Genomic DNA, 17,409 nt, shown 5'->3' on the forward strand with positions numbered 1-17,409 from the left:
ATCTATAATTATACCATGCACTTGTAAATAAATCATCGGTTAATAGGGGGCCTAATCATGTCCAAGTCCACACAAGAAATTCGCACAACATTGCCGATTTTGTTGCACTTGTCCATGGATCGGGCAGATACAGCTGCGGTTGGAGGCAAGGCAGCACGATTAATGGAATTGCATAGCCTTGGCTATCCTGTGCCTCATGGTTTTGTGCTGTCTGTACAGGCATTCCAGCAGTACTGTGAATTTAATCATCTCCAGCCAGATGATCCTGAATTAGATATGACTGACCAGAAGGAGCGTATTCTGCTTGGCGATTTTCCCGAGGCACTCAAGCTTGCTATTGATGAGGCTTTAACCTTGTATCCTTTTAATAGCTATGCGGTTCGCTCCTCATCCGTCTCCGAAGACGGTACGGAATATTCGATGGCGGGGCAATTTCTTACTTCCCTTAACGTAAGCTCTCATGAGGTATATGATCGCATCAAGGATTGCTGGGCCAGTATGTTCAGTGAAGCAGTAGCTGCCTATACCAGCAAAAGAAATACAGAGCATTTGCCTCAGATGGGGGTCATTATTCAGGAGCAGCAATGTCCTCAATATGCAGGCGTTCTCTTTACGATGAATCCGCTTAGCCAAGATACCGATCACCTCATTATCGAATGGGTAGAAGGGCTTGGCGATCAGCTCGTCTCTGGTGAGGTGACCCCCCACCGTTTGCTTGTATCCCGCATGACCGGACAAATCGCTCATCAGGTGGGCGATACTCTATTGGCTCAGGCGATGAGTCGCTTAGTACAGATGGCACTCAAAATCGAACAGGACTACCAATTTCCGATAGATATAGAATGGTGCATCGTGGATCAAGAAGTGATTATGCTGCAAGTCCGCCCCATTACAGGCTTGAAGGGCAAACATATGGTGCTGTGGACGAACGTCAATATGGTAGAAAACTTCCCTTCCGTTGTTACGCCATTCACATGGTCAATCGTCGATCAATTCTATCAGCATTATTCGAGACATTTGCTACGGCTGTTCGGCTGGACCGATCGGCAGTTAGCTCCAATTCGATCTGTCACAGATCACACAACTGGCATTCATGCAGGGCGTATCTATTACAATTTGAGCAATTGGTATGAGGCTGCTTATTTATTGCCGATCGGCCCGCTGCTGAAAACCTTGTTGGATAACTTCATTGGTCAGCATGTGCCATTCCAGTATGAGCCGCGATCCAAGCAGTCTGAGAAGCTAACAGGTAAGTCGAAATGGCTTCGCTACGGCTCCTTTGCCTATTCGTTCATCAAGCTATGGTCAAGCGCATCAAGGAAGGTCCAACAGTATGAATCTGCCTTCTACGAGCAAAGGAAAGTATGGCGCTCAGAAGGGTATGAACAGCAATCCTTAGACCAGTTGCTCAATGGACTAGACAGCTTAATGAACCGTTTTGTGAAGCAATATTATGATCGACCAGCGATTGTCGACTTACTTGCCGCCGTATTCCCGGGGGGATTGAAGCTATTAATCAAGCGTTGGCTCAAGGATACGGGGATCAATACCGATCTTGCCGCTGTTCACGTGATGCAGACCGATGATATTCGCAGCTTGGAGCCTACCAAGCTCATTGAAGAGCAGGCCACCATGATTGGAGCTCAGCCAAGCCTGCAGCTACTGCTGAATGAAGGCAGGTATGAGGAGCTGGAGCAGCAGCTTCAGGGGCCATCTCGTACAAAGTTTCTGTTATTTATGGATCAATTCGGCGGAAGATGCTATCACGATTGCACGATTGTCTCTCCTACTTTTGAAGAAAGACATGATCTCTACTGGGAATTGGTGAGGAAATATCAGGATGCTGCGAAACAAGAGGAGTCTTCACATAAGCCTCCTGCCCATTCCACCGATTGGGTAGCGCGAATCAATCAATCCTTATCGCTGGGGAAACGAATGGTGTTTCGCATGATGCTGCATCATACGCATCAAGCCATTCGATTCCGGGAGAAGAGCCGTATTATTCGCAGTTTATTATTCGGTGAGATTCGGCAGATTGTTCGGCAGATCGGCAATCGGCTTGTAGAGAAAGGCCATTTGCAACAAAGCGATGATGTATTTTATTTGCGGTGGAATGAGCTTGAAGAGATTGTGTATGGCAAATTTCAATTTCCCGAAACGATTCCCCAGCTTATTCTTCTGCGTCAGGAAGCTCATAAGAACAATGAAGAGATCGAGCCGCCAAGCTTATTCCTGCGTGAGCTAGGGGGCTATTATCAAGCCCATGAATCCCCTGCTTCCTATCCGGCCCATTCGGACTCCCAGTCCCAATTAGTCGGCATTGCCGTATCCGGGGGAAGAGTGAGGGGAAGAGCTCGTATCATTATTGACCCTGTACGTGATCAGCGCTTACAGCCCGGCGATATCCTAGTCACAAAAAGCACGGACCCGGGGTGGACTCCCTTGTTCAAAATTGCAGGAGGGCTGATTTTGGAGAAAGGCGGTATGTTGTCTCACGGGGCAATTGTTGCCCGCGAATTCGGCATTCCAGCCATTACGGCTGTGGAGAGAGCTACGACATTGATTACAGACGGCGATATGCTGATCATTAATGGGGACACGGGCGAAATTGAATGGATTGAACGCGTATCCGAGAAGGCTGCAGTATGATTCATGTATGGCGTTTTATCATAGAGAGGTACCCGCTCCAAGTTACCCTGCCCTTGTCTATCATTATCGCCGTAGGGATAATGCCCAAGCTGCAAGGCGATTGGCAAGCCTATACCTCTGCTATAGGGATCGTCTGGCTTGCACTATTTGTCCTAAGAGCAGCAGATGATCTTCATTCTATTCCAATAGATCGAATGAAAAGCCCGCATCGAGGCTTAGTCACGGGGTACATCCATGCCTTCCCGCTTCGCTGCGCCTGTGCACTTGCCCTGCTGTTGATTATGCTCCTAGCTATGGCTAACCTTACAGTTCTTATGAGCATTGGCATTATAGCCGTCTATTACTGGCTATGGCATAAGGTAAGCTATCGCTTCCCAATAGTTGCCCGCCCTTTCTTATCGAACCTTATCTTCCTTGCTCTCCCGGTCCTTGCAGCAACAGCCCAATCCGGAGAGGTGACTATGGCCTCAATCAGCTGTGCCGGGTTCCTTTATTTCGCTGTTGTTGCGCATGAATATTCACATAATGTCGGCGTACAGGAGCCTGAGCCGCTGCCAACCTATCAGAATCGTATTGGCGCACGGAATACGGCCGTTGCTGCCTGTATTCTATTTATCCTTTCGTTCATATGCGGAATAGGAATGATCCGTTATCTAGCAGAGGGAAGCGGATTCGCGATTGCACTTATCCTTCATACGGCGGTAACGATGTATTTCATGATCAAGCTAATCCGTCGACCTCTGGCTTTAGCAGCACGGAAGTTTTATATACTCGGATTTACTTTTTTTATTGTACCTTTAGGGGCACGTATTATTGAGAGAATAATCAACGGATAACAACCATGATAACGGGACTAGTTAAAAAAGATGACCTAGAGAGGTTTGAGATCCAATGATATTAGCGATGCAGCTGCTACTTTTTATAATACCTGTCATATTGGGTGGAGTAACGAACATGGTATTTGTGAAACTGCCACTGGTTCGCAAATATCGTTCACCCATCGATGGCGGCAAGCATTGGCGGGATGGCAAACGGATTTTTGGCGATAACAAAACATGGCACGGCTTTATCGGGATGATTGTATTTACCGCATTCTGGTTCGGCATGATGGGAGTATTGGCTGGGCAGTGGACATGGTTCAAGGAGAACTCCCTGCTGCCTTGGGATCAATACCATACTCCCTATACCGAATGGCTCTATGGCGCGATATGGGGATTTTTTTACGTATTATTCGAGCTGCCCAATAGCTTCATAAAGCGGCGGCTGAATATTCCTCCTGGTGAGAATATAAGAGGATTAACCGGCATTACCTTCAAGCTGATTGACCAAGTCGATTCGGCAATTGGTTGTATACTGGCGACTTTGATTTTCTATCCTCTGACAGGCTGGGAAATGCTGTGGCTGCTGATTATTTCTACAGGCGTTCACTATGTAGTGAACTTGCTGCTGTTCGTCGTAGGACTAAAAAAACAAGCGGGATAATACCTTGAACAGGTATCCCGCTTGTTTTTTTTCTATACTTTATTCTTTGCCTTTGAGGTCATCTCTATAATATAGCGAGATAAATTGGTATAGATTCTCTCCATATAAGGGAGATGCAGCAAGTTATTCGTAATTAAATAAAGATTAAATCGAACGCTGGCAAGCTCCAAGGCATTCCATAACGCTACCTGCTCAAAGCCCTCCTTATCCAAATTCAGACCGGTGGCCCTTTCCAAGCTTCTGCGATAATCATCCAGATAAAGCTCCCATTCCTGCATGGAGCTGTCCGGTGACAGGGTGTACGTGAGGAATTCAATACAATCATGCTGCGGATTCTGATAACGTGCCAGCTCCCAATCATACACGACCAGGCGCTTCGTATCAGGATGAACGCGAATGCCCAGATTTCTTGGGTTGAAATCATTATGCGTTAACGTTTGATGATATTGCTTCATCTGCTGAATGTGTACAGGGAGGCTTTGAATGAATTGGCGCAGCATTTGATAGAGCTGAGGAGAAATGAGCTCAGGGAAGCGTTCGTAGTTATAGTCGGTCAAGGCGAGCAGCACTTCTACAGCTTCTCCATAGCTCGTCTCATCAAGTCGTTCCACTTGCATGGCATCAGGTATCTTGTCAGCCTGATTCATATAGGCCGAGTGCATATCCGCCAAATCCCCTAACACGAGCCTAATATGCTCTCCATCCCAAGCATCAATCGTCTCAATGGCATTCATATGGCTGCATGCTGACAAATCCTCCATTAGAATAGCATAAGCTTCCTTCTCATCATTACGAAGTACCCCATAAACGTGAGGGCAGTAGTAGAGTAATAAGGGAGCGGCATATTGATAGATGGAGATTTCCCGTAAATGAGCCCCTTCGAATCCAAAAATATGCATCTGTGATTCAAATAACCCAGACAATCGATCATCCCCTGATAATTTGGCCACTCCAAAGCCCAGATCCATGATGGCGCTATCATTGGATTTTACTTTTAGGACAACAGGAAGAGTGTGCTGTGAAGCTTCCTGCGTAAGCTGGAGCTGGTAGCGATGCAGCCCTTGAAAATGAGAGGCTTGTTTCTTCAGCATGTTCGTTACCACACTTGATTCCGTATTCAAGGATATCGCCTCGAATGACGTCACTTTTCCATAATCCTTCCCTATAAGCGATTGGAACAATCGAGAAGTAATTTCTTTTCTCTGAATCCCTATCTGGGAGGACCTTCTGCCCAGCTTCTCATGCGCTTTGACAAACTCATTCGATACAACTGCAGAAGTCGTTGAGATATCCAGAGCAAGACATGCAGAAGCGATGATTTCCGCTAGCTTATACACCTTTCCATGCCCATAACAGCCCATCATATCGAGGCATTCGCGCTGTGTAGGAAGGCTTGTCCCCCCACCTACAGTTCCAATCACCAATGAAGGCAGCTGAATATGAAACGAAATGCCGTCTGATTCAGGGCGAGGCTTAAAGATCCCGCAGCTGGATTCATGAACACAAGCAATATCCTGGCCTGTAGCGGTGAACATGCCTGCAATTACATTAGCGAAGTTAGCATTAAAGCCAATCATTCCCGTCTTCAAGCCAGCTGCCTCTATGGCATACCAGCATTGCATATATTGTTCTGTCGACAGCCGCATCGTTTGTTGAAATACGGCTTCCGGTATATGGACAGAGGCCATCACCTCAATGCCTCTGCCGTCCATGAAGCTTCGCATATTAACCTTCTTATCCCCGGACATATTGCCTTCAATTATGAATCTAATATACTTCGCCTCTGCCATAGATTTCACTTGATCCTCAATCCATTCGCAAGCGATATACGTGCAGGAGGTCGTCATATTCTGCCCAGCGGCATCGCCTGTCTCATAATAAAATTGGACATGCAAGGTCTCTGCAAAGGGATGGGTCTGAATTCTGGTCAGCTTGGCAATCGAAGATGCGCTCTCTGCTTTCGCCTTAATAAGCTCGTAATGCTCCCTAATCCAATTCGCAAGAAAAAGCGCACCGACCTGATCACCACAAAAAAACACGGGTGCCCGCACCATCGTCTGCCGCAAAACGTGAACCTCCACTCCTCCAGCGGCGTTGCACACCTTGGCACCTCGCGATATCGAACTAATAAGTGCTCCTTCAGTCGTGGCGATTGGAAGGGGAAAATAGCCATTGGCATAGGTCCCATCAATCAGCAAAGGCCCTGCAATTCCCAGGGGTATCTGCACGGTACCAATATAATTCTCAATATTTCCTGCAAGAGCAGAAGGATTATCACGGAATATAGATTGCTTTATATGGCTATGCTTCTTACCGGTAGATTGTTCCAGCCATTGTTGACGGGCTTCGGTCGCTTCTTGGGTGTAATGCTTGCGTCCGATAAAAGAAGGCAATGATTTGGCAGCTTCGGCGCTTTGCAGAGGTGAATGGCCAAGAATAACGATATGAAAATCTTGCTGGAATTGCTCATAAGCGGCGGGATTCATTTCGTTTACATCAAAACATAAGGAATGCCCTTTATGTGCAAGTTGAGAAACGGTAAGCTCGTGAAGATAATGATCGCTCTCACCGCTAAGCAACTTAATGCGAGGCAGTCTATCTCCTATTCGCAGAGAAAGCAGGTGCTTAGTTACAATGCGAAAGCCACAGTTCCAGTAGTGAGATATAGCTCCTTCATAATAATGACCTTGATGTTCAAAGTATAATTGAGGCATGCGATTGTTATGAAATTGATGATAACCTGGTTGATAATCGGACATGATCATAATCCCCCTCTCAAAACTATAATTACTACTATCCTAGCTTTCGCTTTCACCTCTCCCCAATGGTCATGATCTCTTTTTTATCATGGACTTATATAATCATGCTAATTTATCCAATTATAAACCATTTTTCCTGATTCTGAACTAAAAAATAAAGGAATCCTAATTCTTAAATTAGATCAAATAAAACTTTTTAGTATGCTGTCACAAATTCCGAGGTTGAATTGTCTTAACTATAAGAACAGCAACCAAATGGAGGAATCATAATGAAACTAAGAATGAACCACCGCACAGCTAATCCCGCAGGCTTCCAAGCATTGCTTAAATTAGAAGATGCGGCGAAAAAAATGGGACTTGATCCTGTACTGAACGAGTTAATCAAAATCAGAGCTTCACAGCTCAATGGCTGTGCTTATTGCATCGATATGCATGCCAGCAACCTGCGAAATATGGGCGAAACCGAGCAACGCTTGAACTTGATCGTCGTATGGCGAGAAGCACCTATGTTCACCGGTAGGGAAAGAGCCGCTCTTGCCCTGACCGAGGCGGTCACACTTATTTCCCAAGCGGGCGTACCACAAGCTGTCTACGACGAGGTGCGCGAGCATTTCAGTGAAGATGAAATCGTCGCGCTGCTCATGGCGATTAACGCAATCAACTGTTGGAACCGCATGGCGATCTCGACGAGCATGTTCCCGGGCTGCTTCGACAGCTAAGCAGGTACAAAGACAAGCCACCCTCAGGCAGGGTGGCTTTGTTGCTCAATCAACGATAAAATCAAACTATATAATAAGGGTCGGGGGGCTATGAATCATGCCATCAGAATCGAATGGAATGCCTTTGCAAATTGAAGAGCTGTATCGTGAACACAAGCCCCTCCTTACTTCCATTGCTTACAGGATGCTTGGCTCCATGACCGAGGCTGAGGATGCGGTACAAGATGTATTTGTCTCCGTCACCAAGCTCGGCGAGATTAAGATCGCCTATCCCAAGGCCTATCTCGTCAAACTGATTACGAATCGCATCCTTAATATAATGAAAGCTGCCCCTCGCAATCGGGAGCATTACCCTGGGCCATGGCTTCCAGAGCCTGTAATCGACCTCGGCTCAAAGGACGACCTGCAGGAGCATGTGCTTCGTAGGGAACGGCTTGGCTATGCCTTACTCGTTCTATTACAGACCTGCACGCCGCCGGAACGCGCCGTATTCGTCCTGAGAGAGTCACTCGGCTATGATTACACCGATATCGCAGCTATGCTGAATAAATCCGAAGCTGCCTGCCGCAAAATCTATAGCCGGGCCGCTGCGAAGGTCGGGCAGCGTCCTCGTACTGAAAGCGAAAGCGCCCTTGATGAATCTATCGAGCAGTTCGTGCAATCCTTCGCCCAAGCGATCAATACCGGAAGATTCGAGCCATTCATCCGTCTCCTCACAGAGGACGCAGTCATGCTAAGTGACGGAGGCGGTGTCGTACGCGCTGCGCTTAATCCGATCTATGGCCGTGATCGAATTGCCGCTTTTTTTACTGGCATTTCCGGCAAAGGCTCACTTACAGGCCAACTGCGTCATGCTTGGATAAGTGGACAACGAGGATTGGTCCTGCTGCGTGAGAGCAGACCCCCAATGGCATTCCTAATAGAGCCAGATGATCATTATGCTGCTATTCGCGCCATTTACCTCGTCTCCAACCCGGAGAAGCTGACAAGGATCACGGAATGAAAGCCAGCCCCTTAGCTCGGAGCTGGCTTTCATCCTATTTCGCATTTTATAGTTCTATACCAATTCTACGGTTTGATTAAGATCATTCTCATCAGAATCTTTTCCCGTCAGCTTGTTCCATAAACGCTTTACCACTTTAGTTTTATTGCCCGTTTCCCAGTATTCTGCTGTCTCAGCCTTTATTTTGATCAAGACCAGCCTTGGATCGTCGTAAGAGCCGCCGAAGAATCGGGCATAAGAATCATTCCACAGCTCTTTCAGTTTGGCTCTATCCTCCACCAATTCAGCCTCGCCGCGAACCGATAGATAGGATTTATCCACGTAGGCTACATTCACACTGGAATTCTGAAGCAGCTCTTGATATACGCTTGTTTCTTTTGTAGTCATGAACCATAGGTCACCATCAAACTCGACTTCTTGGGTGCTCATTGGCCGGGATACTAAGCCTTGATTGCTTATGGTGGTGAGCATCGCAACGTCGATCCCCTTGATTAACTCTCTAACCGTTTCGATAGCCTCTTGGTTTGCCTCGTACGTATTCAGCATATTCTCACCTCATTGGTTTATTTACTAATTCAATTGCTGCACATTGTGCTTAGCATCGAATCGTATTCTCTATTTATTAAACAGAATGAAGGAGGAATAAACCTGTTTCAGCTGCTTTCAACCAGTAGCTGAGGGCTGCTATTATTTCTCTGGTTGTAATGTTATTATTAAAATGTAAGTTGGTTTCACTTATAAATATGGAGGAGGAATGCCGGATGAAAAAAAGATCGCTTAAATTCTTATCGTCTGGTATTGGCTATTCGACTGCTGTTTTTTTCTAGAATTGATTATGCACAGGATAAGTCTGTCCATAATCAAGGAAATTAAAATACAGTGAAAATACAGCATGTATGTATGTATTTTCGATTTATAAGGAGAATGAACGAGGATGAACTTAAATAATCAGGTAATTAAAAGATATAATCCGGACAATATAGCGAAGCCCGTAGGCCATTACAGCCACGTAACAAAAATAGATAGAAACGCTGAACAGTATGTGTTCTCTGGCCAAGTTGGTGTAGATCAGAACGGTACTATCCCTGCTGATTTCAATGAACAAGTAACCCATACAATGGCTAATATTGTTGCCATTCTTTCTTCCCAAGAGCTGACTCCTGATCATGTTATCAAAATCAATATTTGGGCTACAGAAGAAATCGACTGGGAGCATTTCTACACAATTTGGAACAACGTATTCGGCGATTCACCTCCGTCCATGACGATTGCTTATGTTAAGGGATTGGGCTTGCCAGAATTAAAAATTGAATTGGATGTTTGGGCAGCAGGCTAACGTTCAGTTAAGAGCCCTCTCCACGAAAAAACGAGCGTTGGAAGCAATTCCAGGCTCGTTTTTTTATGCTTAACGGTATAGCTGCCACTCGCACCTCATGATAAGCTGACCGTCGATTAATTCAGCGGTTAACCCCCCATCCATCTTCACCATCAAGCTTTTGGCGATATATAATCCCAGCCCTGTTCCTTTGCTTGATCTGGAACGGTCTGCCGTATAGAACCGGTCGAACAGGCTGTTCAAATCGCTTAACGATAAATGCAGAGCCTCGTTGCGAATGGATAATGCCACTGTTGATTGGAGCCTCTCCATATGAATCCAGATCGGCCCATCAGAATGATGAATTGCATTCATAATTAAATTCTCAACTACACGTTTAATGGCAGACTCATCCGCGGTCAGAACGATCTTTTCTCCCGCAAGCTCTATAATAGGCTCTCTATGGTGTTCATTAAATCGGTCATAGAAGCCGAGTAAAATATCAGAGACTAGAGCCGTCATTTCCACCCGCTCCATCTTCAATTCGTGATCCATTGATTCAATAACAGACAGCTCGAAAAATTCACTCAGCAATTCCTGTAATCTTTTCGTTCGACTTTTGGCAATCGCCACATATTCTCGCTTCTCCTCTGCGGTTAATTGATCCGATTCCAGAAGCTGAATATACCCGAGGACAGAGGTTAGCGGCGTACGCAGATCATGCGAAATACTGGAGATGCTCTGCCTCAGCTCATATTCCGTTCGTCTTCTAAGCGCTTTGGCATCCGTGACCACATCCATAAGGCGATTGATCTCATCAGCGAGCTGTTCAATATCGTTCTCAAAAAATCGAAGATCGATCTTTTTCTCATTTGCTCCCTGATTATAGGCCGACAATTGCCTATGAATTCGTCTCAATTCTTTCTTTACGTTATATAAGCGAATGAGTGCAGCAGCAGCTATAATTGCTGCAGCCACGATAATATATATCAATCTAATCTCACCCGCTTCTCTCGTTACTTAATTTCTTTGCGACGATACACCCATGCGCCGAGCACTCCAAAACAAATGAAGGTAACCACCGGAATTAACACCATACGAATTAACAGGCCGCCGCCCGGAGCAACCGTTCCTATGTCATATAACAGCTTGAACACGGTATAGCCGTAGATCGTCTCAACCCATGAAATATACTGCCCCACTACGGCAAAGAGGATGTCGATGAACAAGAAGAAGACCATTGTAACAGCAATCGTTTTGCCGGCTTCCGCCATAAGCGTAGCGATCAAGTTGGCAATGGCAGCAAATGCCGTAGCGTAAAGAATAATGAAGCCGAATGTCCTTAATAAATAGACAGGCATCTCTTCACCCGGCAGCTCTCCAATACCGGACATTATCGTGGCGAAAGCAAAGTTAATCAGCGGAAAAAGGAGGCCCAATATAGCCGTACCCAGCGCATACACGAGCTGCTTCGCTATAATAATGCTTCCTCTTCTATTGCCGCTGGAAGCGATGCTTTTCATAACGCCGTTCGTGTATTCGCTAGATATAAAGAAGCCTGCAAGCACACAGAGCGCTATAATCATCATATAATTGCCCGACATCCCGCTTATCCACATCTCGATGCCAGTCGCCGGAGATTCTCCATCCATTCTGTGGTCAACATATTGAAAGATAGACCAAAATAAAGACAGCGCAGAAATAATGAATAGAAGTGCCCGGAATGAACGGTCCTTGCGGAGCTTATACCATTCGGATTGGATGAGATTATTCATTCTGCTCCCCTCCAATCCTTCTCGTAAAGTACGCTTCCAGATCTTCACCAATTGGCATGAACTGCTCGATAATGAGCCCCGCAGCTGTTAGCGCTACGGAAACCTTGCCTGGATGATCGACGAATTCGTATAGCTTGATCGTACCGTCCGGCATCACCTTATAGTTAGCAGCTCCCAGCTCCTTCTCGATAACAGCAGCCGCTTTCCCCGCATCATTCACCTTAATATGCAGATAGTGCTGGCATTTGCCGTTAAGCTCTTCAGCAGACAACTGCTCCAGCAGCCTGCCCTTATGAATAATGCCGTAGTGCGTAGCCAGCAGATGAAGCTCACTTAGAATATGGCTGGATATGAGAATGGTAATTCCGTTTTCCCGATTAAGCTTCCTTAATAGCTCCCTCATTTCAATAACCCCCATGGGGTCCAGACCATTCGTCGGTTCATCCAAGATCAGGAACTCCGGGTCTCCCAGAAGGGCAATCGCTAGTCCAAGACGCTGTTTCATCCCGAGCGAGAAGTTCTTCGCACTCTTCCTGCCCGTATCTTGCAGGCCGACCAGCTTCAGCGTTTTCTCGATGCAGGCTTTCCCGGGAATTCCTCTTAGAAGCCTATGAGTCTCCAAATTCTCTCTAGCCGTCATATTCGGATACAGAGCCGGACTCTCAATGATTGAGCCAATTCGCTTCCTTGCTTCGCTCAGCTCCTGCTCATCCTTCTTGCCGAATAATTCGATAGAACCCTCTGTTGGAAAAGCCAATCCGCTAACGATACGGATCAAAGTAGATTTTCCTGCGCCGTTCTGGCCGATAAAGCCATAAATGGCACCTTTTTTAATAGAAATATTCACTCGATCAAGCGCATGGTCTTTCTTATAGGTCTTCATTAAATTACTGGACCGCAGTACATATGGACTCAATGTCTCACGACCTCTCTATGTGATAGCTTCATTATCAGAGGCAAGACATAAGTGATCATAAAGCGATTATTAAGAAAACCTTAAGCTGTTATTTAAGCCGATAGCCCATGCCCCATAATGTCTCGATATACTCCTCATCGGGGTTGGCTTTGGCGAGCTTGTTTCTTAGATTGCTGATATGTACGTTAATCGTATTGTCATCACCGACGAAGTTATCCTCCCACACGCTCTCGAATAAATTCACCTTGGAGAATACTTTCTTCGGATAGGATAGGAACAGGTTCAGAATAGCAAACTCCCTTGCCGTAAGAATGACCTCTTGATGGTTGATCGTCACAGCCTTCGTGTCCTTATCCAAGCTAATGTCTTTGTACTTGAGTTGATTGCTATGGTTATGGTTGACCAACCGACTATATCTTCTTAGATGGGAGTCAATTCTTGCGGATACCTCTTCGATATCAAAGGGCTTGGTTATGTAATCATCGGCGCCTATACGCAGAGTTGCGACTTTTGTCTGCTGTTCTTCTTTAGCTGAAATAACGATAACAGGGGTCGAACCCTGTTCATTTATTTTCATGAGAAGCTCCTCGCCTGTCAGGCCGGGAAGCATCAAATCAAGCAGCACCATAGCCCACTCCTGCCGTTCCAAATATATCATCGCTTCCGTTCCGGAAAACGCAGCTTGAGGGAAATAACCGCTTTTCTTTAAAATTTTGCACAGCAGCTGATTGATATCATTATCATCTTCAACCACGAGAATATGTATAGGCTTATCCACTAATCTCACCTTCTACCTGAGTGTTCTCCCTACTCTACTCGAAACTGTTCAGCAAATCCAAGGCTTCCTCATGATTAGGCTCACGCTCTAATAACCTTCTTGTGTAATGCAAGCCCTCTTCGTTTAATTCTAGCTCCAAGCAACAGATGGCTAGACAATAGAATACGGAGGAAATGAGCTTATCTTGGCCTGAATGCAGGGATATTTCTAAAAAGCGCTTTGAATCTTCGTACATTCCCATCTCGAACAGCAGCAAGCCAGCATGAAGTGCCAGGTCATCGCGCTGCTCCATCTCGTAGTACGAGGACCACATGAGCTGTATGCCTCTTGAAATATCCTGCAATTCCTCATCGTTCGCATCAGGCAGCAGGCTAGTGATTCCCTTCGTGCTCTGAATGAAAAATTCTGCATCATAACCGCCCAGACGCCAAAAGCTCAAAATTTGCTGCAGCTCCATGCTGTCCAGCTTGCTGTCTACCCATTCCTTCATATTAAAAAAATCATCCGGGCCAAAACGCTCTATAGATCTGCGATAAGCTAATCGGGTATGGGGGTAGTCCATTGGTATATCCACATGGATAATGCAGCCCACATTAATATTTCTGTAATGATGGGGAGGGAATAACGCCATGGCTCCCTTGTTCTCAAACACATGCTGCAACGCATGATAGTTTGCTGTTAAGGAGAAGCTTCCATGTAAAACCAATGCGGGCGGTTCTGAGAATTTCCAATTATCCAGCAAGTGATCGCCTTTGTCTGCGGTCAGCAATACAAACCCTGCCTGTGACAATTGGTTCAGACGCTCTAAGCAGTTCAACCCGATAACAGGGAATAGAATATGGGAATCCTCTAGTTCTTCCTGATAAATAGCGATGACATCACGGTAAGGATACGCTTCTTCTTCGTACTCAGGCGCCCGCCGATGCTCATAATGCAGAGATAGTTGACCCAGCACCTCTGATGGTTTTAGTGAATCTCTATGTTCAGGATATTCGATCAAAACATCAGCTTCATAAATTTGACCATCGCCCACATAAAGTAGCTCTTGTGGAATGCTGTCAAAGAAATAATTCGCAACAATAATGAACGGCTGCCTCAGATCACCTTGACTAATGGTCGTACCCGATACCACCAGGTTTAAAGCGGTATCCTGAACTGCATCAAACTGTGCGAAATCCAGTATTCCCTCGGAAATAAAAGATTGTAGGGCAGGATGCTTCTGCCATGCTACAACATTGCTGATCGCCAGGTCTGTCATCACATAGCGGAATGGTGGCAAGGATATCCCAGCATAATCTCTAAGCTGACACAGCTCATGCAGCACATGGTAGGCAAGACGCCCTGCGCCTGCTCCCAGCTCAACAATCCAGATAGGCTCCGAAAGATTGCCCTTCCCTGCCCGATCTTGAAGAAAACCGAATATCATCTCGGCATAAGATGCAGCGATCATCGGATTGCTCGTTATATATAGAGGAACTTGGTCGTTATTCCACGCCTTCATTCCTTCTTCTTCATAGTAAGACCGCTGCAGCTCCCATATAGGGGCCTCGCTAAAACGGTAACACTGTTTATGATCTGTCATTACTTCTTAGCCTGCTTTCTGCTCGTTATTCATCATCTATAAATGAACTACATCTGCTTTACTTCCATAGTAACCTTTTTCTCGTATAATCACTAACATCAGTGCTGACCAAATTTCTAATCACAAATGTTTTATAGCCAGTGTTCTTGTGTTCTACAGGTGAATAAATACCAATAGTCGAATATGAAATAATCCCATTATAAGGAGGTATAACAATAATGATTCGACGAGCAGTTGGAGCAATCATTCAACATAATGAAAAGTTTTTGCTAGTACATAAAGTTAAAGGTGCGCAAGGCGCCATTACTGGGCAATGGGATTTTCCAAAAGGGGGTATTGAAGCCCATGATATCAATATTGAGCAGGCTTTGCTAAGAGAACTAAAAGAAGAAACCGGCTCGAATCTATATGTAATACTACATAAGTATAAGGATACGATTTGCTTTGATTTTGATCAATTGACCAAGGAGAAGCTTGGATTTGAGAGACAAGAAACAACCATGTTCCTTCTGCACTATAGAGGAGATAGGACAGACTTAAAACCCGAGGATGATGAAATTGATGGCGTTCAGTTCTTCATGAAAGACGAAGTTCCGGCACTTTTATTTCCAGAGCCAAGCAAATTCTTTATTAAACATATCGTATCCTCCCCTGAAACCATTCTGGAACGCGATATTAACACCTTCATTTAATGGTAATCATATTCATATCTTCATAATGTATCTGAAGTGGGCTTAGTATCCAAGTGAATTAGGGACTACACGTTGATTGTGGTAACAAAACAAAAAAAGCGTCCGAAAATCCGGACGCTACTCATTTATGACCTGTATCAAAGCTAGGACGAAGCCTGCTTAACGCGCTGTTGTTGCTTATTCAGAACAAGCGTTTCTGCTGTTGATGTGTGAATTTCGCGGATAAGCTCTGGATTCTTCAATAGAGATACGCCGTAAGAAGGAATCATTTCTTTGATCTTCGGCTCCCATGCTTTTATATGCTGCGGGAAGCATTTCTCCATCAACTCAAGCATAACCGATACAGCGGTTGAAGCACCCGGAGAAGCACCGAGCAATGCAGCAATCGAGCCATCCGCAGCGCTAACTACTTCCGTACCAAATTGAAGCGTACCTTTTCCGGCAGCGGTATCCTTAATAACTTGTACACGTTGACCCGCTACTACTAGATCCCAATCCTCGCTCTTAGCGTTCGGAATGAATTCCCGCAGCTCCGCCATGCGCTGTTCCTTGGACAACATAACTTGCTGGATCAGATATTTGGTTAATGAGAGGTTCTTGGCACCAGCCGCCAGCATCGTCACCAGATTATCCGGTTTTACCGAGCCGATCAAATCGAACATAGAGCCGTTTTTTAGGAACTTTGGTGAGAATCCGGCAAATGGCCCGAATAGCAATGCTTTTTTATTGTCGATGAATCTGGTATCCAGATGCGGTACAGACATCGGAGGCGCGCCAACCTTAGCCTTACCATATACTTTGGCATGATGCTGAGCCACTATCTCTGGATTATTGCACACCATAAATAGGCCACTTATCGGGAATCCTCCAATATGCTTTCCTTCAGGAATACCAGATTTCTGAAGTAAAGGAAGACTTCCTCCACCGCCGCCGATAAAGACAAACTTTGCAGTGTGATGTTCAACCTCACCGCTGTCATTGCGTACTTTCAATTCCCATGAGCCATCGCTAGTGCGTTTAATATTATCAACACTATGCTTGTAGTTGATTGTAACCTTCTTTTGCTGTAAGTGCTCGAGCATCATGCGGGTTAAAGCGCCAAAGTTAACGTCCGTACCAGAGTCAATCTTGGTTGCCGCTACTGGCTCCTGTGCCGAACGGTCTTTCATAATAAGAGGAATCCATTCCATCAGTTTTTTCGGGTCATCGGAAAATTCCATCCCTTGAAACAGTGGATTGCTCGTCATCGCTTCAAACCGTTTTTTCAAAAACGAAATGTTGGACTCGCCTTGCACCAAGCTCACATGAGACAACGGCATAATGAAATCCTGCGGATTGCGAATCAGCTTACTCTCTACGAGATAAGACCAGAATTGCATGGACACTTGGAATTGTTCATTCACCTTGATTGCTTTGCTAATATCTACAGAACCATCTGGCTTCTCGTCTGTGTAGTTAAGCTCGCACAGTGCAGCGTGCCCCGTTCCTGCATTATTCCACTCGTTAGAGCTTTCTTCTCCTGCTGTTGCGGACTTTTCGAATACCGTGATTTCCCAGTCGGGTACTAATTCTTTCAGCAGTGACCCCAAAGTCGCACTCATGATTCCGGCACCAATTAAGATAACGTCTGTTTTGGTTTGTCTTTTGCTCATTTCTACCGTCCTTACACGCTAATATTTGCTAATATTTGAAGAAAAAATGTAGGTGCTCCTGCCTGCTTGGGCTCCTATGAGACCTAG

15 protein-coding genes are annotated in these 17,409 nt (G+C 45.5%); 7 read left to right on the forward strand and 8 right to left on the reverse strand.

The genetic code is table 11. The annotated features are described in order from the left end of the window. Positions 1-57: 57 nt before the first annotated feature. The 3 genes from AC50YO_RS15840 (at position 58) to AC50YO_RS15850 (ending at position 4,131) form a co-directional block, all read left to right on the forward strand. Positions 58-2,649, forward strand: a complete 2,592-nt coding sequence (locus AC50YO_RS15840; RefSeq protein WP_494848476.1) for a PEP/pyruvate-binding domain-containing protein — start codon at positions 58-60, stop codon at positions 2,647-2,649. Further along, positions 2,646-3,485 (forward strand): hypothetical protein, encoded by an 840-nt coding sequence (locus AC50YO_RS15845; RefSeq protein ID WP_494848478.1) that lies wholly within the window; start codon positions 2,646-2,648, stop codon positions 3,483-3,485. Before AC50YO_RS15840 ends, AC50YO_RS15845 begins: the two co-directional genes overlap by 4 nt. Before the next feature lie 118 nt (positions 3,486-3,603). After that, positions 3,604-4,131 (forward strand): CDP-archaeol synthase, encoded by a 528-nt coding sequence (locus tag AC50YO_RS15850; RefSeq protein WP_494848479.1) that lies wholly within the window; start codon positions 3,604-3,606, stop codon positions 4,129-4,131. 32 nt (positions 4,132-4,163) lie between these two features. Here the strand turns inward: AC50YO_RS15850 and AC50YO_RS15855 are convergent, their stop codons facing one another. Then, positions 4,164-6,890, reverse strand: a complete 2,727-nt coding sequence (locus AC50YO_RS15855) for a hydroxymethylglutaryl-coenzyme A reductase family protein (protein ID WP_494848481.1) — start codon at positions 6,888-6,890, stop codon at positions 4,164-4,166. 269 nt (positions 6,891-7,159) lie between these two features. Here AC50YO_RS15855 and AC50YO_RS15860 point away from each other — a divergent pair, with 269 nt between their 5' ends. Beyond that, complete coding sequence (locus tag AC50YO_RS15860; RefSeq protein WP_494848483.1) at positions 7,160-7,609, forward strand: carboxymuconolactone decarboxylase family protein; 450 nt, start codon at positions 7,160-7,162, stop codon at positions 7,607-7,609. Positions 7,610-7,706: 97 nt separating this feature from the next. After that, positions 7,707-8,612, forward strand: a complete 906-nt coding sequence (locus AC50YO_RS15865; RefSeq protein ID WP_494848485.1) for a sigma-70 family RNA polymerase sigma factor — start codon at positions 7,707-7,709, stop codon at positions 8,610-8,612. 54 nt (positions 8,613-8,666) lie between these two features. On the opposite strand, the gene AC50YO_RS15870 is transcribed toward AC50YO_RS15865, so the two are convergent. Then, complete coding sequence (locus AC50YO_RS15870; protein WP_494848486.1) at positions 8,667-9,158, reverse strand: pyridoxamine 5'-phosphate oxidase family protein; 492 nt, start codon at positions 9,156-9,158, stop codon at positions 8,667-8,669. Between the two features lie 388 nt (positions 9,159-9,546). Between AC50YO_RS15870 and AC50YO_RS15875 the strand changes: the two genes are divergently transcribed. Then, on the forward strand, positions 9,547-9,948 hold the full coding sequence (locus AC50YO_RS15875; protein WP_494848488.1) for a RidA family protein: 402 nt from the start codon (positions 9,547-9,549) through the stop codon (positions 9,946-9,948). Between the two features lie 69 nt (positions 9,949-10,017). Here the strand turns inward: AC50YO_RS15875 and AC50YO_RS15880 are convergent, their stop codons facing one another. The 5 genes from AC50YO_RS15880 to AC50YO_RS15900 all read right to left on the reverse strand — a co-directional run bounded on the left by AC50YO_RS15880 (position 10,018) and on the right by AC50YO_RS15900 (position 14,978). Next, positions 10,018-10,905, reverse strand: coding sequence for a sensor histidine kinase (locus AC50YO_RS15880; RefSeq protein WP_494848489.1), 888 nt, complete (start codon positions 10,903-10,905; stop codon positions 10,018-10,020). 38 nt (positions 10,906-10,943) lie between these two features. Beyond that, positions 10,944-11,702 (reverse strand): ABC transporter permease, encoded by a 759-nt coding sequence (locus AC50YO_RS15885; protein WP_494848491.1) that lies wholly within the window; start codon positions 11,700-11,702, stop codon positions 10,944-10,946. Continuing rightward, positions 11,695-12,618, reverse strand: coding sequence for an ABC transporter ATP-binding protein (locus AC50YO_RS15890; protein ID WP_494848493.1), 924 nt, complete (start codon positions 12,616-12,618; stop codon positions 11,695-11,697). Before AC50YO_RS15890 ends, AC50YO_RS15885 begins: the two co-directional genes overlap by 8 nt. An 88-nt stretch (positions 12,619-12,706) precedes the next feature. Continuing rightward, on the reverse strand, positions 12,707-13,396 hold the full coding sequence (locus tag AC50YO_RS15895) for a response regulator transcription factor (protein WP_494848494.1): 690 nt from the start codon (positions 13,394-13,396) through the stop codon (positions 12,707-12,709). A gap of 34 nt (positions 13,397-13,430) precedes the next feature. Then, positions 13,431-14,978 carry a tetratricopeptide repeat protein gene (locus AC50YO_RS15900; protein ID WP_494848496.1) on the reverse strand — a complete coding sequence of 516 codons (1,548 nt, stop codon included), beginning with the start codon at positions 14,976-14,978 and terminating at the stop codon, positions 13,431-13,433. 218 nt (positions 14,979-15,196) lie between these two features. On the opposite strand from AC50YO_RS15900, the gene AC50YO_RS15905 reads away from it, so the two are divergent. After that, on the forward strand, positions 15,197-15,670 hold the full coding sequence (locus AC50YO_RS15905) for an NUDIX hydrolase (RefSeq protein ID WP_494848498.1): 474 nt from the start codon (positions 15,197-15,199) through the stop codon (positions 15,668-15,670). A 143-nt stretch (positions 15,671-15,813) separates the two neighbouring features. Here AC50YO_RS15905 and AC50YO_RS15910 read toward each other — a convergent pair whose 3' ends face one another. Beyond that, entirely contained in the window at positions 15,814-17,322 is a 1,509-nt protein-coding gene (locus AC50YO_RS15910) for a malate:quinone oxidoreductase (RefSeq protein ID WP_494848499.1), read from the reverse strand. Positions 17,323-17,409 lie beyond the last annotated feature (87 nt).

Source organism: Paenibacillus sp. J22P59 (assembly GCF_059383895.1).

Bases quoted from the DNA above. Each gene is read 5' to 3' on its own strand.
- AC50YO_RS15845 (WP_494848478.1), top strand. From the start codon at position 2,646: ATGATTCATGTATGGCGTTTTATCATAGAGAGGTACCCGCTCCAAGTT.
- AC50YO_RS15865 (WP_494848485.1), top strand. From the start codon at position 7,707: ATGCCATCAGAATCGAATGGAATGCCTTTGCAAATTGAAGAGCTGTAT.
- AC50YO_RS15900 (WP_494848496.1), bottom strand. From the start codon at position 14,978: ATGACAGATCATAAACAGTGTTACCGTTTTAGCGAGGCCCCTATATGG.
- AC50YO_RS15870 (WP_494848486.1), bottom strand. From the start codon at position 9,158: ATGCTGAATACGTACGAGGCAAACCAAGAGGCTATCGAAACGGTTAGA.
- AC50YO_RS15840 (WP_494848476.1), top strand. From the start codon at position 58: ATGTCCAAGTCCACACAAGAAATTCGCACAACATTGCCGATTTTGTTG.
- AC50YO_RS15885 (WP_494848491.1), bottom strand. From the start codon at position 11,702: ATGAATAATCTCATCCAATCCGAATGGTATAAGCTCCGCAAGGACCGT.
- AC50YO_RS15875 (WP_494848488.1), top strand. From the start codon at position 9,547: ATGAACTTAAATAATCAGGTAATTAAAAGATATAATCCGGACAATATA.
- AC50YO_RS15910 (WP_494848499.1), bottom strand. From the start codon at position 17,322: ATGAGCAAAAGACAAACCAAAACAGACGTTATCTTAATTGGTGCCGGA.
- AC50YO_RS15905 (WP_494848498.1), top strand. From the start codon at position 15,197: ATGATTCGACGAGCAGTTGGAGCAATCATTCAACATAATGAAAAGTTT.
- AC50YO_RS15860 (WP_494848483.1), top strand. From the start codon at position 7,160: ATGAAACTAAGAATGAACCACCGCACAGCTAATCCCGCAGGCTTCCAA.
- AC50YO_RS15850 (WP_494848479.1), top strand. From the start codon at position 3,604: ATGGTATTTGTGAAACTGCCACTGGTTCGCAAATATCGTTCACCCATC.
- AC50YO_RS15855 (WP_494848481.1), bottom strand. From the start codon at position 6,890: ATGTCCGATTATCAACCAGGTTATCATCAATTTCATAACAATCGCATG.